Consider the following 16365-nt stretch of genomic DNA (forward strand, 5'->3'; position numbering starts at 1 on the left):
TAACGTAGAGCCATGCAGATCTTCGGTGTGGACATCGGTGGGTCCGGGATCAAGGGTGCCCCTGTGGACCTGGACAAGGGCGACCTGGCTCAGGAGCGCTGCAAAGTGCTCACTCCGCACCCGGCGACACCCGACGGCGTGGCGGACGGCGTGAAGCAGGTCGTCGAGCACTTCGGCTGGACCGGCCCGGTCGGCCTCACCTTCCCCGGTGTGGTCACCGGCGGGTCCACCATCCGCACGGCGGCCAACGTCGACAAGAGCTGGATCGACACCGACGCGCGCGCGTTGTTCAGCGACCGCCTGGGCGGCCTGCCGGTCACGGTGGTCAACGACGCGGACGCGGCGGGCGTCGCCGAGATGCACTTCGGCGCGGGCCGCGGCCGCCGGGGCACGGTCATCCTGCTGACCTTCGGCACCGGCATCGGCAGTGCCCTGTTCGTGGACGGCACCCTGGTGCCCAACACCGAGCTCGGCCACCTGGAGCTGCACGGCCATGACGCGGAGACGCGCGCCTCCAGCAAGGCCAAGGAGGACGGCGAGCTGACCTGGGAGCACTGGGCGCACCGCGTGCAGAAGTACCTCGCCCATGTCGAGATGCTGTTCTCACCCGAGCTGATCGTCATCGGCGGCGGAGTCAGCCGTAAGTCCCAGAAGTTCCTGCCCTTCATCGACGGCATCAAGGCGGAGATCGTCCCGGCGCAGCTGCAGAACAACGCGGGGATCGTCGGCGCGGCGATGCACGCCGCGGAGAGCTGAGGCCGGGCCCGGTACCGGGGTGATGCCTGGTACCGGGGCGGGGCCTAGTACCGGGACGGGCGGCGGCCGCCGCGCCGGCGGCGCATCAGGGCTGCCTTCCGTCCCGTGACGATCAGGCCCGCGACGAGGGTGCCCCCGTACAGCCACCCCGCCTGGGTGGCCAGTGCCGTCACCAGGCCCATCAGCCGGCCGAGCAGCCCGCCGCTGCTGTCGGCCACCGGCAGCAGACCCAGCGCGAAAGCGATCGGTACGACGACGGGTGGGGTCGCCAGGTCGCTCTTGCGCACCCAGACCGCGGTCAGCAGGCACACCGGCAGGAACAGCACGCCGTACAGGGTCAGCGACGCCCCGAACAGCAGCTGGTCGAGACAGCCAAGGGCGAACATCAGCGCCCCGCAGAACAGACCGCTGCCCAGCCCGGTCAGCCGCGGGTTGGGCAGCCGCCGTACGGCCTCGGCCGGCGGCGGGCCGGGCTGCCGTGCCGACGGGCGGGTGGCGGGGCGGCCCTGTCCGGAAGGTCGCGCATCGCCGCCCGCACCGCCACCGCTTCCACCGCGCTTCGCCTGCGGGGGCAGCGGGGGCCTGCCGCGTCGCGTTCCGTTGTGCGGTGGTCCCGACCCGTGTTGCTCCACCGGACCAACTTAGGTCGGTTTATGTGCGCAATCGCCCCTCAGACACGCCGAGGGACGGACCCTGGCCAAGCGTTCGACGGGGCGCCGGGACGGGGACCGGCACGCCGTAGACTGGTGGATCGGCCCGCCCGTGCACCGAAGAAGGACCGGGCCCGCAGCCCCCAGTCCCCTGATGTCTCTCACGTACGGGAAGTCGCAACGTGTCGCTCACGATCGGAATCGTCGGTCTGCCGAATGTCGGCAAGTCGACCCTGTTCAACGCCCTGACCAAGAACGACGTGCTCGCGGCCAACTACCCGTTCGCCACGATCGAGCCCAACGTGGGCGTCGTCGGCGTCCCCGACCCCCGGCTGACGAAACTGGCCGAAATCTTCTCCTCGCAGCGCATCCTCCCGGCGACCGTCGACTTCGTCGACATCGCGGGCATCGTGAAGGGCGCGTCCGAGGGTGAGGGCCTGGGCAACAAGTTCCTCGCGAACATTCGTGAGTCCGACGCGATCTGCCAGGTCATCCGCGCCTTCAAGGACGAGAACGTCGTGCATGTCGACGGCAAGGTCTCGCCGAAGGACGACATCGAGACGATCAACACCGAGCTGATCCTCGCCGACCTCCAGACCATCGAGAAGGTCCTCCCGCGCCTCCAGAAGGAGTCGCGCATCAAGAAGGACGTGGCTCCCAAGGTGGCTGCGGTCGAGGCGGCGAAGGAGATCCTCGAGAAGGGCGACACGCTGTTCTCGGCGGGCATCGTCCAGGGCTCCGGCAACGAGGAGCTCCTCCACGACCTGCACCTGCTGACCACGAAGCCCTTCCTCTACGTCTTCAACGTCGACGAGGACGAGCTGGTCGACGAGGACTTCAAGGCCGAGCAGCGCGCCCTGGTCGCCCCCGCCGAGGCGATCTTCCTCAACGCCAAGCTGGAGGCGGACCTCGCCGAGCTCGACGAGGAGGACGCCATGGAGCTCCTGGAGTCCGTCGGCGCCGAGGAGCCGGGCCTCACCACCCTCGCGCGCGTGGGCTTCAACACGCTCGGCCTGCAGACCTACCTCACGGCCGGCCCCAAGGAATCCCGCGCCTGGACCATCAAGAAGGGCGCCACCGCCCCCGAGGCCGCCGGTGTCATCCACACCGACTTCCAGAAGGGCTTCATCAAGGCGGAGGTCATCTCCTTCGCGGACCTGGTGGAGACGGGCTCGGTCGCCGAGGCCCGCGCGAAGGGCAAGGCGCGGATGGAGGGCAAGGACTACGTGATGCAGGACGGCGACGTGGTGGAGTTCCGCTTCAACGTGTGAGCGGCCGGAAGGGGCCGGGCTCCGTGAGCCCGGCCCCTTCCGCGTTCCCGTGCCGACCTTGAGCCGGCTGCTACCTGCGCTTCGGCGGGGTGAGCTGGTCGAGATCCAGGCTGATCTCGAAGGGCACAGGCCGCTTCAGGGTGCCCCGGAAGATGCCGGCGGGCGCGTAGACGCCGGTCGGTTCGTCGAGTTCGTAGACATGCACGACCGGGGCGCCGTTCTCGTCCTCGATGCACCAGTAGTGCGGGATGCCGGCCTCCGCGTACTTGCGGAGCTTGATCGTGCGGTCCCGGTGCGCGGACTCGGGTGAGACGACCTCGATGACGAGCCGCACCTCATCAGGCGTGAACCATGTGCGGTCGCCGTCGTAGGCGGCCGTCGTCAGGAGCAGATCGGGCTCGGGCCGGTTTCGCTCGTCGAGTTTTATGGTCATCTCGCGGCCGACGCTGACATCGCTGGGTGCCTGCCCCATGAGGGCGACAGTGAGCATGGTGACGAGGTGGCCATGCCACCATCGCTGGGGCGACATCATGAAGACGAGAGCTCCGTCGATCAGCTCGGTGTGGCGGGGCGCCTCGGGGAGTCGGTCCAGGTCCTCCGCGAACCAGCCTTCCTCGCGCGGCGGGCGCATCCAGTCGGGCAGTCCGGTCATGGCTAAACCGTAGTGGCTCGGCGAGGCCCGGGCCACGAGGTCGTCAAGGGGTGACCCCCCGGACCTGCCACGGGGCAGCGACCCTGTGTGCATACGGAGGGTCCAGGCGCTCACGCGGTCTCATTGCCGCCGGTCCGCTCCGTCACCTGTCGGCAAGCCTCCGCGTACGCCCGTACCAGCGGTCTGCGGTCCCCCTTCCGCCAGGCCAGCACATAGCGGCTGGGTGCGAGTCCGCGGACCGGGCGGGTCACCACGCCGCCCAGGGTGACCAGCGGGACGTTGCCCGCCGCCACCAGGCAGACGCCCAGGCCGGCGACCAGGGCCTCGTAGGTCTCCTCCGTGCTGGCGATCTCCGCGCCGATGCGGGGGAGACGCCCGTCACGTTCCTCGGCCGCCAGCCAGTAGTCCCGCAACGGTCCCGCGCTCTTCGGGAGGGCCAGGAAGGGCTCCCCGGCCAGGTCCGTGAAGTCGATCTCGGGGCGGGAGGCGAGCGGGTGGGTGTCCGGGAGGGCGACCAGGCGGGGTTCCTCGGCGACGACCGTCCAGGCGTAGCGGTCCTGGCCGGGCAGGGGAAGCCAGACGAAGGCCATGTCCGTGTCGCCGTCCGCCAGGCCCGCGGTCGGGTCGTCCCAGCTGACCTGGCGCAGGCGGACGGCGGCCTCGGGATGCGAGGCCGTGAAACGGGAGCGGATCGCGGGCAGCAGACCGCCGCGGCCGGGGCTGGTGCTCATGCCCACCACCAGCGTGCTGCGCTGCGCGGCCCGCGCCTGGGCCACCACCGACGCACCCTGCGCCCATGCGTCCAGCACCCGCCGGGCGTGCGGCAGCAGCGCCGCGCCCTCCGCGGTGAGCGCCACGCCGTGCCGGTCACGCCGCAGCAGCTCCACCCCCAACTGCCGCTCCAGCGCCCGGATCTGCTTGCTCAGCGCGGGCTGCGAGACGTACAACCGCTCGGCCGCGCGCGTGAAGTGCAGCTCCTCCGCGACCGTGACGAAGTACCGCAGGTCCCGCACATGTACGTCAGCCGTCATAGCCATCGGTTGTCACCGTAGGTCTTGGACGGGCAACTCGCCACAGGAGCAGCCTGGTTCAGGAGTTGCTCAGGGAGGCACTCGGAGCGTTGCTCGGAGAGGGTGGGTTGTCGTGAACAAGGTGTGGCTGATCACCGGTGCCAGCAGCGGACTCGGGCGGGCCGTCGCCGAGGCGGCCGTCGCCGACGGGGACGTCGTGGTGGGCGCCGCGCGGCGGCCCGAGGGGCTGGACGACCTCGTGGCCGCCCATCCCGACCAGGTCGAGGCGCTGCGGCTCGATGTCGCGGACACGGCTGCCGCCGAACCCGCCGTACGGGACGTGGTGGCGCGGCACGGACGCATCGACGTCCTGGTCAACAACGCCGGCCGCGGCCATGTCGGTGCCTTCGAGGAGACCACGGAGGACGAGCTGCGCGCCCTGTTCGACGTGCACGTCTTCGGCCCGGCCGCCCTGGTGCGCGCCGTGCTGCCGTACATGCGCTCACGGCGCTCGGGCGCGATCGTGCAGATGAGCAGCATGGGCGGGCAGACGTCCTACCCCGGTTTCTCGGCGTACAGCGGGACGAAGTTCGCCCTGGAGGGCATGTCCGAGGCGCTCGCCGGCGAGGTCGCCGAGTACGGCATCAAGGTCCTCGTCGTCGAGCCGGGCGCCTTCCGCACGGCGCTGTACGAGGGGACGCAGGCGAGTGCCGACGGCGGGGCGTACGCCACCGTCGGCGGCACGCGCGCGATGGTCGACGCCGGCTTCGACGAGCGGGCGGGCGACCCGGCCAAGGCGGCGGCGCTCATCCTGGCCGCGCTGGAGTCGGGGCAGCCACCGCTGCGCCTGCCGCTCGGCGACGACGGCGTGAGTGCGGTCCTCGACCACCTCGACCAGGTACGCGAGGACGTCCTCGCCTGGGAGAAGCGCACCCGCCGCACGGGCTTCCGCGACTGACGCGCCCGACCGGCTCTCAGATCCCGTCGACCCACGCCACGGTGAACGGCTCCTCGGGCACCCCCGGGCCCATCGGCCCGCCCTTGTCGAACTGCGAGCGGACGACCAGCAGCCGGCCGTGGGTGCGGGCGAGGGTGGTCGGGGTCTGCAGCGCGGGGTCCGTGAACTGCCGCTCCAGGCGGGCCGAGGTGCCGTCCGGGGACAGCCGCCAGCGGCTGAGGGTGTTGGTGGCGTTGTGCGCGGCCCACAGCGTGCCGTGCGCCAGCTCCAGACCGTCGCCGTGCTTCAAGTCGCCGCCGTCCAGTGCGACCTGGCGTACGGATCCGGTGGCTGTGCCCACCCGGTACAGGCCGCCGCCCGTCATGTCGACGGCGAGCAGGTACCGCCCCGACGGGTCGGCGACTATGCCGTTGAGGAGGAGCCCCCCTGAGGGGGCCACGGCGCTCAGGTCGTAGGCGGCGTCGAGCGTCGCGCTGCCGCCGCGGGCGCGGCCCAGGTCGGCCGGGGTGACGCGGTAGACCACCGGGCGGGAGCTGTCGGTGAGGTAGGCCGTGCCGTCCGGCCCGAGGGCCAGGTCGTTGACGAAGGAGGGGCCGCCGCCGGGGACGGTGAAGCGGGCGAGCAGGGTGCGGGTCCGCAGGTCGTAGACGTCCACCCCGGCGGTGGAGTCGATGACCCACAGACGCCCGGCCCGGTCGGCCTTCAGGCCGTTGGCGGTGGTACGGCCGTCGGTGCCGGACGGGAGGAAGACCTCGGCCGTACGGCTGCCGCGCCGGGCCCGGTACACCGCACCCGTCGTGTACGAGCCGACATAGGCGTCACCGGTGCGCGCGTCCAGCGCGATGCCTTCGGGGTAGGCGCGGTTCTCGGGAAGCGTGAAGGCCGTGCGGATACGGGGCGCGGCGGCGGCCCGGGCGGCCGCCGCGGGGAGTGCCACGGCGCCGGCCAGCGTGGCGGCGGTGGTCAGGAAGGTACGGCGGTGGATCGAACGGGACACGTCGGTGCCTCTCGTTTCGGGTCGACTCGGTACTCACTAGCTTGTGTGCAGGAACGTAGATTAGAACTCTAATGCTCGTCAATGTATTAACAGTTGGCTGCATGTTGATCGTTGAAAGGGGCCGCTATCATGCGGAGATGACGTCCATGCCCGTGTCCGAGCGCCTCGGCTCCCACCTCAAGCGGGCCGAACAGGCTCTCAGCGCGACCAAGGCGGCCGTCCTCAAACCGGCCGGCGTGACGGTGGCGCAGTACTCGGCACTGCTGCACCTCTCCGAGAACCCCGGCATCTCGGCCGCGGCCCTGGCCCGCCTGTGCGGGGTCACCCCGCCGACGATGAACACGGTCCTGAACAACCTCCAGGACCGCGCCCTGATCGAACGCACCCCCCACGAGTGGCACAGGAACGTCCTGGAGACCCGCCTCACCGACGAGGGCCGTGCGGTGATGGCCGACGCGGACGCCCGTGCCGTACGCGTCGAGCGGGCCCTGGCCGCCGAGTTCACGGACGAGGAGCGCGAGGCGCTGGCCGGGCTGCTGGGGCGGTGCGTGGCCCTGCTGGAGACGGAGCGCGGGCGGGCGTAACGGAGGCCGGGGGTCCTCTTTTCCTCACCGCACGCTTACCATGCGCCCAGTCGTACGCCAGTTCTGTGCGCCGTTTCTGTGCGTCAGTCATCCGAACCAGGAGCACGGTAGCCGTGTCCACACCACCCCCGCCTCCCGGGCCGTACCCGTACCAGCCCTGGGGGCAGGGCTACCGCCCCTACAACACTCCCGCGCCGGTCAACGGGGTCGCCATCGCCGCCCTGGTCCTCGGCATCCTCTGCTGTGTTCCGGCCCTCGGGCTGCTGCTGGGACTGGTCGCGCTGCGCCAGATCAGGAGGACCGGCGAGCGGGGACGCGCGATGGCCGTCACCGGTGCGGTCCTCTCCGGCCTCGGGCTCGTGCTGTGGGTGGCGGTGCCGGTCGGCGGTGCCGCGCTCGACGGCTGGGTCAAGGACGCCGCACGCGACCACGGCAGCGCCTACTCCCTCACCAAGGGCGAGTGCTTCGACTCCCCGAGCGGATCCCTGGAGGGCATGGCCTACGACGTCGACAAGGTGCCCTGCGCCGGCCTGCACGACGCCGAGGTCTTCGCCACCTTCAAGATGCCCGGCGGCGCCGACTACCCCGGCGACGGCGAGATCACGGACGCCGCCGACACCAGGTGCTACGCGCTGCGCTACGGCTACGCCATGGACGTCTGGGCCGTGCCCGACGACGTCGACGTGTACTACCTGACGCCGAGCCGCCAGAGCTGGCGCTACGGCGACCGCGAGGTCACCTGTCTGTTCGGCAACACCGACGAGAAGGCCGGCCTGAAGGGTTCGCTGCGCAACGACAAGCAGACCCTCGACGCCGACCAGGCCGCCTATCTCCAGGCCGTCGACGTCGAGAACGCGGCCCTTGACCGGCAGCCGCCGGACAGCCCCGACGACGATCTGCGGGCCAGCCGCAGGTGGGCGGGACAGATGTCGGCCGCGCTCACCGAGGAGGCCCGGATGCTGCACGACCATCCGTGGCCGGCGGGTGCGAGGAGGCCGGTCGCGAAGGTCGCCAAGGAGGTCGAGGCGCGACAGGAGGAGTGGGCGCGCGCCGCGAAGGCCGGTGACGCCAACGGCTTCTACGAGCACTACGACCTTGTCATGGCGCTCTCCACGCCCGACCGCGCCGTCACCGCCCGCAAGGCTCTGGGCCTGGCCGCCGTCCCTCCGGAATCCCGGGACGCGGACGACGACGGGACCAGTGCCGGAGGTGGCACCGAGTTCGAGGTGTGACCACGGCTATAGCGGGGAGAAAGTGCCTGCGTAAAGCCCTCCGGGGGCACATGTCATCACATCGAGTGATTCTCTGGCCTTTGCTTGCATGGCACAACCTACGGTTGCCACGCTGTTGCTGTCTGTACAACCTGATGGGAGCGGCCAGTGACATTCGGTGAGCAGCCGGCGTACCTGCGTGTCGCGGGTGATCTCCGCAAGAAGATCGTCAACGGTTCGCTGCCACCGCACACCCGACTGCCCTCACAGGCCAGGATCCGCGAGGAGTACGGCGTCTCGGACACCGTCGCGCTGGAGGCGCGCAAGGTGCTGATGGCGGAGGGTCTGGTCGAGGGCCGCTCCGGATCGGGGACGTACGTCCGCGAGCGCCCCGTGCCCCGCAGTGTGGCCCGCTCCGGGTTCCGCCCGGCCGGCGGGGCGACCCCCTTCCGCCAGGAGCAGGCCGACGGCGAGGGGCGCGGCACCTGGGAGTCCAGCAGCGCCCAGGCCGAGGCGAGCAGCTCCGTCGCGGAGCGGCTCGACATCAAGCCCGGCGACCGCGTGATGTGCACGAGGTACGTCTTCCGCGAGGCCGGCGAGGCGATGATGCTCTCCACCTCCTGGGAGCCCCTCGCGGTCACCGGCCGCACCCCCGTGATGCTCCCCGAGGAGGGCCCGCTGGGAGGCATGGGCGTCGTCGAGCGCATGGCCGCGATCGACGTGATCGTGGACAACGTCACGGAGGAGGTCGGCGCCCGCCCCGGCCTCGCCGAGGAACTCGTGACCCTCGGCGGCGTCCCCGGTCATGTCGTGCTGGTCATCCAGCGCACGTTCTTCGCCTCGGGCCGCCCCGTGGAGACGGCCGACGTGGTCATCCCCGCCGATCGCTACCGCGTGGCGTACCACCTCCCAGTGAAGTAGCGCACACCTTTACGGCAGTTGGCCCCGCCGCCCCCTCGCCGCGGCCCCTTCCGCGCGCCCTCGGAGCCTGTCCGTCCGCCGCTGGAATCTGGCCGTTCTCGCAGGTCGCCTCACGCATGCCCGCCGTGCCGCTGACCGGATGCGTCGATGCCCGCGCGTGGCGCATCCGAGTCCGTGCGCCCCCCTCGCTCTGGCCGGTTGCGTACCTCTTTGTGAAAAGGCGTGTTCGCTGCGTAAAGGTAAGGCGTAGGCTCGGGCATATGCGGATTGCGGTTTCCTTAGAGGGTGGGGCACGGCACGAACCGCGGGCGAAGAGCGGTCGGGCCGCGGTGGGAAGGAGCGGTGGGGCGCGATGAATGACGGCACGATCACGCTTCCCTGGCTCGTCATTCGGCAGGACGACAACGGCAATCGCTACCGCGTCGGCCGGTACGCGACCCGGGCCGAGGCCCAGAAGATCGCGGACAGCCTCGACGACCGCGGGCACAAGCAGCTGTACTGGGTCGAGCGCATAGGCCAGAACGGGCAGAACGGAACGGCCACGGTCAACTGACTCCCGTAGGCTCCCCGCATGACGGAACGGATCGTGGTGGTGGGCGCCGCCCTGTACGACGGCGACCGCCTGCTCGCCGCGCGCCGCAGCGCGCCTCCCGAACTCGCCGGCCGCTGGGAGCTCCCGGGGGGCAAGGTCGAGCCGGGTGAGACCCCCGAGGCGGCCCTCGCCCGTGAACTGCACGAAGAACTCGGCGTGGACGCCGACCCCGTGGCCCGCGTACCGGGCGAGTGGCCCCTGAAGCCGCCGTACGTCCTCCAGGTGTGGACGGCCCGACTGCGCCCGGGTTCCCCGGACCCCAAACCCCTCCAGGACCACGACGAACTGCGCTGGCTCACGCGGGACGAACTGTGGGACGTGCCCTGGCTGGACCAGGACATCCCGGCGGTCCGTGAGCTGACCGCCCCCCAGGGGCGCGGACCCGCAGTCGCCGACAGGCACGTACCCCCGAGCCCATAGGCGCCCCGCCCCCGCAGCGGAGCACCCCCGCGGAGCAAGCTCCCGTCGTGGGCGGTACTGCATCCCTGATATCGGGTATGTGCCCATTAACCCCACGAAACCGGACATGGGTGGGCTTCTGGCCTGGGAAGTGATCGGCGTGATCGACACCGAAGGCGACTGCGTCGAGTGGAGCTTCCCCGCGGAACCGGGAGCCGCCCGCAGCGCCCGCGCCGCCGTCCGCGGCCAGCTGCGCGCCTGGGAGCTCGACGCCCTCGGAGACCTCACGGCCCTGCTGGTCAGCGAGCTGGTGACCAACTCGCTGCGGCACGCCACCGGACCCATCGGCGTACGCCTCGTACGGCCCGCGGGCCTGGCGGACGTCCTGCTGGTGGAGGTCTCCGACCCGCTCCCCGACCTGCCGCGCGAACGCGTCGCCCGCCCCGAGGACGAGAGCGGCCGCGGGCTGCAACTGGTCGCCCACTCCTCGCGCCGCTGGGGCACCCGGCCCGGCGAGGCGGGCAAGACGGTGTGGTTCGAACTCACCCTGCCCGGCTGACCCGACCCCCCTGGTCCGGCCCCCGACGCTGTACGCGAACCCCCGCCCTGTAGACCGACCGGTTCAGGCCGGTGGCAGTGTCCCGCGTACGTGATTCGACGAGGTGTCTGCTGGTTAGAAGACTGGAAGTGTTGTCGCAGCCGGGACCGAAAACCGTCGGGACCGTGCTGTGATCGTGAACACCGTGTTGTGCGGCGCCGTAGTGCTGGATACTGCGGGCAGCCGCACCCGGTGACCGGTGCCGGACGCGGTGAGCTGGAGGGGACGGTTCGCGTGAGCGAGATACCAGCGAAGGCCACGGAGTCCGAGGACCCGTCGGACGGCGCGAGGGCAGAGGCCGCGGGTGATGCCGCGGCCGATGCGACGAGCGGGACGGCGGGCGGGGCGGGCCTGTCCTCCTTCGACGGGACCGAGGGAACACCTCACGGTGACGCGATGTGGCAGAGCAGTCCGCCCGGCTCCATCTACGACTACATCAAGGTCGCGTCCTTCTCCATCGGCCCGGACGGGCTGGTCGACCAGTGGAGTCTGCGCGCCGAGCAGCTCTTCGGGATCCCCGCCGAGCGCGCGGTCGGCATGGACCCCATCGAGGCGTTCATCGACCCCGATCTGCGGGAGCAGGGTCAGCGCAAGATGGCCGAGATCCTCGACGGGCGGGAGTGGACCGGAGTGGTCCCGTTCCGTCAGCCCGGTGCGGTGGCGGGGGAGATCGGGCGGGAGGGGCTCGCCGAGGTCTATGTGATGCCGACGCGGACCGAGGAGGGCGAGAAGGCCGCCGTCTGCATCGTGGTCGACGTACGCACCCTGCGCAGCATCGAGACCGATCTTGCCGCCTCGCAGTCGATTTTCGGTCAATCTCCTTTCGGCTTCCTGCTGATCGACCCCGACCTGCGGGTCCGCCGTGTGAACGAGCAGTTCGCGAACACCTTCGGCGGCACTCCCGACGACCACCGTGGCCGCGGCGTCCACGACTATCTGCAGCGGCCCGAGGCCGAGCGGGTCGCGGCGACCCTGCGCCGGGTCCTGGAGACCGGCAATTCCATCACGGACATGCACGTCACAGGCTTCGTGCCCGGTTCCGAGGAGCGCCGGCACTGGTCCATCAACCTGTACCGCGTGCACAGCGGCTCCGGGCGCCCCATCGGCGTCGCATGGCTCGGAACCGACATCACCTCCCGCCGCGCGGCGGCCCGCGAGGCCGCTGCCGCGCGGCGCAATCTCGCCCTTCTGAACGAGGCCGGCGCCCGCATCGGCAACTCCCTCGACCTGGAGACCACGGCCCGCGAACTCCTCGACGTCGTCGTCCCCGGCTTCTGCGACCTCGCCACGGTCGACCTCTACCAGGGGCTGCTGGCGGGCGACGAGACCCCGCCCGGCCTCGCCGACGGCAGCGCGCAGCTGCGCCGGGTCGCCTTCGCCAGCGCGGTCTCCGACGCGCCGTTCGTCGGGGGCGGCGCACCCGTCGCCGTGGGCGCGGTCCACCACTACCCCTTCAACTCCCCTTGTGCGGATGCCCTGCGCACCGCCCGCACCCAGCTCGTGCCCGCCGAGGAGGGCGGCCTCGTCCAGTCCACGCTGGCCGTGCCGATGGTCGCCCACGACACCGTCGTAGGACTCGTCCAGTTCGCCCGTACGAAGGGCAGCGAGCCGTTCGGGGACCGGGACCGGGATCTGGCGGTGGAGCTCGCGGCGCGCGCCGCCGTCTGTATCGACAACGCGCGCCTGTACCGCCGTGAGCACGAACGGGCCCTGATACTGCAGCGTTCGCTGCTCCCGCCGGGCGACCCGGTCGCCTCCGGCCTGGACATCGCCTGCCGCTATCTGCCCGGCAACTCCTCCGCCGACCGCCCCAGCGAGGTCGGGGGCGACTGGTTCGACGTGATCGAACTGCCGGGCCACCGCACGGCGTTGGTGGTCGGGGACGTCATGGGCCGCGGTCTGCGGGCGGCGGTGGCGATGGGCGAACTCCGCTCGGCGGTACGGACGCTCGCGCTCCTCGACCTCGAACCGGCTGAGGTGCTGAGCGCGTTGGACGAGATCGCGCGGGGCCTCGGCGCGCCCGGCGGCGTCCAGCAGGCCACCCGTGCGGCCCGCCGCCCCCGCGAGGCGGACCTCTCCGAGGTGTACCTCGCCACCTGCGTCTACGCGGTCTACGACTCCGTCACCCGCCGCTGCACCTTCGCCAACGCGGGCCATCTGCCGCCCGTGCTGGTCGAACCCGGCGAGGACGCGCTGATGCTCGACGTGCCGCCGGGCATGCCGCTGGGCGTGGGCGGGGAGCCCTTCGAGGAGGTGGAGGTCGAACTACCCGAAGGTGCACTGTTGGCGCTCTACACGGATGGACTGGTCGAAAGCCGCGATCACCCCCTGGACGAGGGCCTCCAGGCCTTCGTCGGCGCGCTCACGGACCCCTCCGCGCCCCTGGAGGACGTCTGCGACCACGTCCTCAACACCCTCGACACCCACCACGGCGAGGACGACATCGCCCTGCTGATGGCCCGCGTCCAGGGCCTGCCCGCCGATTCCGTCGGCGACTGGACGTTGCCGCGCGAGCCGCGCAGCGTGGGCAGGGCCCGCGAGTACGCCCGCGGCCAGCTGCTGTCCTGGGACCTCGAACCCCTCGTCGACACCACGGAGTTGCTGGTCAGCGAGCTGGTCACGAATGCCCTGCGGTACGGCGAGGGCGAGATAAGACTGCGGCTGCTGCTGGACCGCACCCTGGTCTGCGAGGTCTGGGACTCCGGCCTTGTCCAGCCCCGCCGCCGCCGCGCCCGCGACACCGACGAGGGCGGCCGGGGTCTCCAGCTGGTCGGCCTCCTGAGCGCGGCCTGGGGCTCCCGCCGCACACCACGCGGCAAGACGGTGTGGTTCGAACTGCCGCTGCCGGACGGGGAGGCGGGGCTGACGGATCCGGCGGAGGCGTTGCTGAGTCTGTTTTGAGCGGGGGCGCCTATGGGGTGTGGGGTACCTGTTGTCGGCGACTGCCGGTGCGTTGTGGTTGCTCGCGCAGTTCCCCGCGCCCCTAGAGGGCGCTGCCGCGCCCTCTTCGGGCCCGGGTGTGTGGGCCGCCGTAGCTCACACTCTCGTGCTCGGCGGCCCCGGTCGCCGGGTTGCCGTGCAGCCGTACGTCGCGTTCGGCGAGTTCGCGGGCCCGGCGGGCCAGGGCGTCGGCGGTGAGCAGGGCCGAGGGCTCCTCGGTGAGGAGCCGCTTCGCCTCCGCCAGGCGGGTGCGCGACGTGCTGCCGACGGCTCCCCGGTGTGTCGTGACGAAGGCGTCGGCCTCGGCCACGGCACTGCGGGCGACCAGCGACGCGGCGGCCGACAGCACCCCGGTCCGCCCCGCGCCCACCGGCGCGAGCCCCCGTACGAGCAGCCGGAGGGCGTCGAGCGGGTCGTACGGGCCGGCCGTCAGCTCTTCCCGTACGGCCGTCAGGACGAGGTCGGCGTGCGCGGCACGGGCGTGCAGCTCCCCGGCGGGGACGTCCCCCGCGCCCGTCCGTGCGCCCGCGAGCTCCGCCTCCGCCCCGGTCAGGGCCGCCGGCACCAGTTCCGCGGCCGAGGCCAGGTCGGCCGCGAGCCGCTCGATGGCGGCCACGAACACCTCGGCCTGGGCCGTCGCGCCCTCGGCGGCCCGCAGATGACGTGCCGCATCCGCCGCCTCCCCCATGTCGGCCGCCTGGCGGGCCTGGTTCAGCCGGGTCGTGGCGAACACCAGGCGGTCCTTGGCCTGTTCGGCACGCCCGGTGACCGCGTCGACCGCGGCGGACCCGTACCGCCTGCCGAGGCCGGCCAGTGTCGCCCCGGCTCCCGCGGTACGCGCGGCCAGCGCACGGAACCGGTCCTCCGCGGCCTCCAGCGCCTCGCCCAGGCCCTCCTCCGTCCCCAGCGCACGCAGCAGGTCGAACCCCGCCGACTCCGCGTCCAGCCGCCGTCCCGCCTCCTGACACCGCCCGATCATCCCGGCGAGCGCATGCCGCCGGGACGCCTCGTCCTCCGGGACACCGTCGTCGTACTGCTGCCGCATCCGAAAGGCGGCGGACAGCTCGGCCTCGGCGTCCCGCACGGCCCGTACGAACGGCGCCACGGCATCCGCCCCGGACCGCGCCTCGGCGAAGTCGAGTTCCTCCCGGCTGGTGCGCACCCAGTCGTCGGCGTCGACGAGCAAGGCCCGTACCCGTTCGTCGAGTTCGGAGAGGGGCGGTGCGGCGGGCCCGGCGGGCGCCGCGCCACCACCGGGCGTCGTACGCGTCCGGGCGCGCCGGGTGCGCCGCACAAAGCCGTACCCCGCGACAGCCACCACCGCGCCCAGCGCGACGAGCGGCAGCACCAGATCGGCGGCCGACGTTTCGTCCTGCTCCGGTGCGGCGGCGCTCGCGGCGGCCGGATGCGCACGGGCGGCCGGAACCGGCGCATCACTGTTGATCGTCATCCATGGCAACACCAGCCACACCACCGCGGCCAGTCCGCCCACCACGGTGTGCAGCACCCGCACGGATATGTGAGCGGTGGCCCGCCGCGGCCGGCCCCGGATCAAGGGTGACGTCACATTTCGGAGCGTATGAGCAGGAATGCGGCCGCGCGACCGGGGTGGGTCAGGGGTGGGTGAGGTGGGGCGGGACGGGACGGGTTCGACGAGGGGGAGCTGGGATGGAGCGCGTGGGGAACGGGACGGGGGCCCACAAGGGCAGCGGAACGGAGGAAACCACCCTGGCGGACCCGCCGGCGACCACGCACACCCCCGCAGCCGCCGACGGCGAGAACCCCCCACTGGGGCCACCTGGCGAAGCCGGGGCGGCAAAGCCGCCGTCCCGCCGATGGCGACGTCTGACCCTCGCCGTGGTCCTGGCCCTCCTCGTCCCCCTCCTCGCCGCCGAATCCGCCCTGCGCCTGAACTACACCGGCGACCCCGGGAAGGGCACGTACACCCGAAACCGCGACGCCATCTGGCTCGGCCACGCCTGGGTCGACGGCCGCAGGACCGACGCCGACGTCACAGCCCTCGCCGACCGCCTGAAAACCACCGGCATCCGCGACCTGTACGTGCACGCAGGCCCGCTGGAGCACAACGGCACCCTCCCCAAGTCCGCTTACAACAAGGCGACTTGGTTCATCAAAACCCTGCACGGCCGAGCGCCGCGGCTCCGCGTCCAGGCCTGGCTGGGCGACGTACTCGCGACCGAGGGCCCGACGGGGATGCGCCTGGAACGGCCGGCGACCCGCGCGGCCGTCGTCGCCTCCACCCGCGAGATCCTGGCGGCAGGCTTCGACGGCGTCCACTTCGACCTGGAGCCCCTCCACTCCGGCGACCGCGACTACCTCACCCTCCTCGACTCCCTCCGCTCCGTCACCCGCGCGCACCACGCCCTGCTGTCCGTCGCCGCCCACCAGATCGACCCGCTCCCCGGCTTCCACGCCTTCTGGGGCACGGTCGCCGGACACCCGAAGTGGTGGTCGCAGAGGTTCTTCGGCCAGGTCGCCCGCAGGGTCGACCAGATCGCCGTGATGTCGTACGACACCATGCAGCCGCTGCAGAGCCTGTACGGCGGCTACGTCGCCGAGCAGACCTCGCTCGCCCTGGAGGTCACCCCACCCTCCACCGACCTGCTGATGGGCCTGCCCTTCTACCACGAGAACCGGTTCGGCCACTGGAACCATGCGGAGACCGTCCCGGCCGCCGTGCGCGGCGTGCGCCTCGGCCTGTCCCGCACGGACGCGGACCGAGCCCGCTTCGGCGTGGCGCTCTACGTCGACTTCGCGGCGACGGAGGCGGACTGGAGGGCGTACCGGGACGGCTGGGTCCGCTGA

16 protein-coding genes are annotated in these 16365 nt (G+C 71.9%); 11 read left to right on the plus strand and 5 right to left on the minus strand.

Annotation, left to right across the window (positions count from 1 at the left end; all coding sequences use genetic code 11):
* Window positions 1-12 precede the first annotated feature (12 nt).
* Window positions 13-756 (plus strand): polyphosphate--glucose phosphotransferase, encoded by a 744-nt coding sequence (ppgK, locus tag ACWC1K_RS17875; RefSeq protein WP_450832362.1) that lies wholly within the window; start codon window positions 13-15, stop codon window positions 754-756.
* Between the two features lie 44 nt (window positions 757-800).
* Here the strand turns inward: ppgK and ACWC1K_RS17880 are convergent, their stop codons facing one another.
* Complete coding sequence (locus ACWC1K_RS17880; protein ID WP_450832363.1) at window positions 801-1388, minus strand: DUF6542 domain-containing protein; 588 nt, start codon at window positions 1386-1388, stop codon at window positions 801-803.
* Window positions 1389-1588: 200 nt separating this feature from the next.
* On the opposite strand from ACWC1K_RS17880, the gene ychF reads away from it, so the two are divergent.
* A complete protein-coding gene (ychF, locus tag ACWC1K_RS17885) occupies window positions 1589-2677 on the plus strand; it encodes a redox-regulated ATPase YchF (protein WP_450832365.1) in 1089 nt (362 codons plus the stop codon).
* A gap of 70 nt (window positions 2678-2747) precedes the next feature.
* On the opposite strand, the gene ACWC1K_RS17890 is transcribed toward ychF, so the two are convergent.
* Both ACWC1K_RS17890 and ACWC1K_RS17895 read right to left on the minus strand, forming a co-directional pair.
* Complete coding sequence (locus ACWC1K_RS17890) at window positions 2748-3329, minus strand: Uma2 family endonuclease (RefSeq protein ID WP_450832367.1); 582 nt, start codon at window positions 3327-3329, stop codon at window positions 2748-2750.
* A 110-nt stretch (window positions 3330-3439) separates the two neighbouring features.
* Entirely contained in the window at window positions 3440-4360 is a 921-nt protein-coding gene (locus tag ACWC1K_RS17895; RefSeq protein ID WP_450832453.1) for a LysR family transcriptional regulator, read from the minus strand.
* A 112-nt stretch (window positions 4361-4472) separates the two neighbouring features.
* Between ACWC1K_RS17895 and ACWC1K_RS17900 the strand changes: the two genes are divergently transcribed.
* Window positions 4473-5297: an oxidoreductase gene (locus ACWC1K_RS17900; protein ID WP_450832369.1), complete on the plus strand. Its 825-nt coding sequence runs from the start codon at window positions 4473-4475 to the stop codon at window positions 5295-5297.
* Between the two features lie 16 nt (window positions 5298-5313).
* Here ACWC1K_RS17900 and ACWC1K_RS17905 read toward each other — a convergent pair whose 3' ends face one another.
* Complete coding sequence (locus ACWC1K_RS17905) at window positions 5314-6294, minus strand: SMP-30/gluconolactonase/LRE family protein (RefSeq protein WP_450832371.1); 981 nt, start codon at window positions 6292-6294, stop codon at window positions 5314-5316.
* A 137-nt stretch (window positions 6295-6431) separates the two neighbouring features.
* On the opposite strand from ACWC1K_RS17905, the gene ACWC1K_RS17910 reads away from it, so the two are divergent.
* The 7 genes from ACWC1K_RS17910 (at window position 6432) to ACWC1K_RS17940 (ending at window position 13500) form a co-directional block, all read left to right on the plus strand.
* Window positions 6432-6878: a MarR family winged helix-turn-helix transcriptional regulator gene (locus ACWC1K_RS17910; RefSeq protein ID WP_450832373.1), complete on the plus strand. Its 447-nt coding sequence runs from the start codon at window positions 6432-6434 to the stop codon at window positions 6876-6878.
* A 113-nt stretch (window positions 6879-6991) separates the two neighbouring features.
* Window positions 6992-8110 (plus strand): DUF4190 domain-containing protein, encoded by a 1119-nt coding sequence (locus ACWC1K_RS17915; protein ID WP_450832375.1) that lies wholly within the window; start codon window positions 6992-6994, stop codon window positions 8108-8110.
* Window positions 8111-8257: 147 nt separating this feature from the next.
* On the plus strand, window positions 8258-9010 hold the full coding sequence (locus tag ACWC1K_RS17920) for a GntR family transcriptional regulator (RefSeq protein ID WP_351462160.1): 753 nt from the start codon (window positions 8258-8260) through the stop codon (window positions 9008-9010).
* Window positions 9011-9362: 352 nt separating this feature from the next.
* The gene (locus tag ACWC1K_RS17925; RefSeq protein ID WP_351462159.1) at window positions 9363-9563 is read left to right on the plus strand and encodes an SPOR domain-containing protein; all 201 of its coding nucleotides are present in this window, start codon (window positions 9363-9365) and stop codon (window positions 9561-9563) included.
* An 18-nt stretch (window positions 9564-9581) separates the two neighbouring features.
* Window positions 9582-10022 (plus strand): (deoxy)nucleoside triphosphate pyrophosphohydrolase, encoded by a 441-nt coding sequence (locus tag ACWC1K_RS17930; RefSeq protein WP_450832376.1) that lies wholly within the window; start codon window positions 9582-9584, stop codon window positions 10020-10022.
* 106 nt (window positions 10023-10128) lie between these two features.
* Window positions 10129-10560 (plus strand): ATP-binding protein, encoded by a 432-nt coding sequence (locus ACWC1K_RS17935; RefSeq protein ID WP_450832378.1) that lies wholly within the window; start codon window positions 10129-10131, stop codon window positions 10558-10560.
* A 273-nt stretch (window positions 10561-10833) separates the two neighbouring features.
* Window positions 10834-13500, plus strand: a complete 2667-nt coding sequence (locus ACWC1K_RS17940) for a SpoIIE family protein phosphatase (protein WP_450832380.1) — start codon at window positions 10834-10836, stop codon at window positions 13498-13500.
* An 82-nt stretch (window positions 13501-13582) separates the two neighbouring features.
* On the opposite strand, the gene ACWC1K_RS17945 is transcribed toward ACWC1K_RS17940, so the two are convergent.
* Window positions 13583-15106: a hypothetical protein gene (locus tag ACWC1K_RS17945; RefSeq protein WP_450832382.1), complete on the minus strand. Its 1524-nt coding sequence runs from the start codon at window positions 15104-15106 to the stop codon at window positions 13583-13585.
* A 101-nt stretch (window positions 15107-15207) separates the two neighbouring features.
* Here ACWC1K_RS17945 and ACWC1K_RS17950 point away from each other — a divergent pair, with 101 nt between their 5' ends.
* Entirely contained in the window at window positions 15208-16365 is a 1158-nt protein-coding gene (locus ACWC1K_RS17950) for a hypothetical protein (RefSeq protein WP_450832383.1), read from the plus strand.

Source organism: Streptomyces sp. NPDC001492 (genome assembly GCF_053597275.1).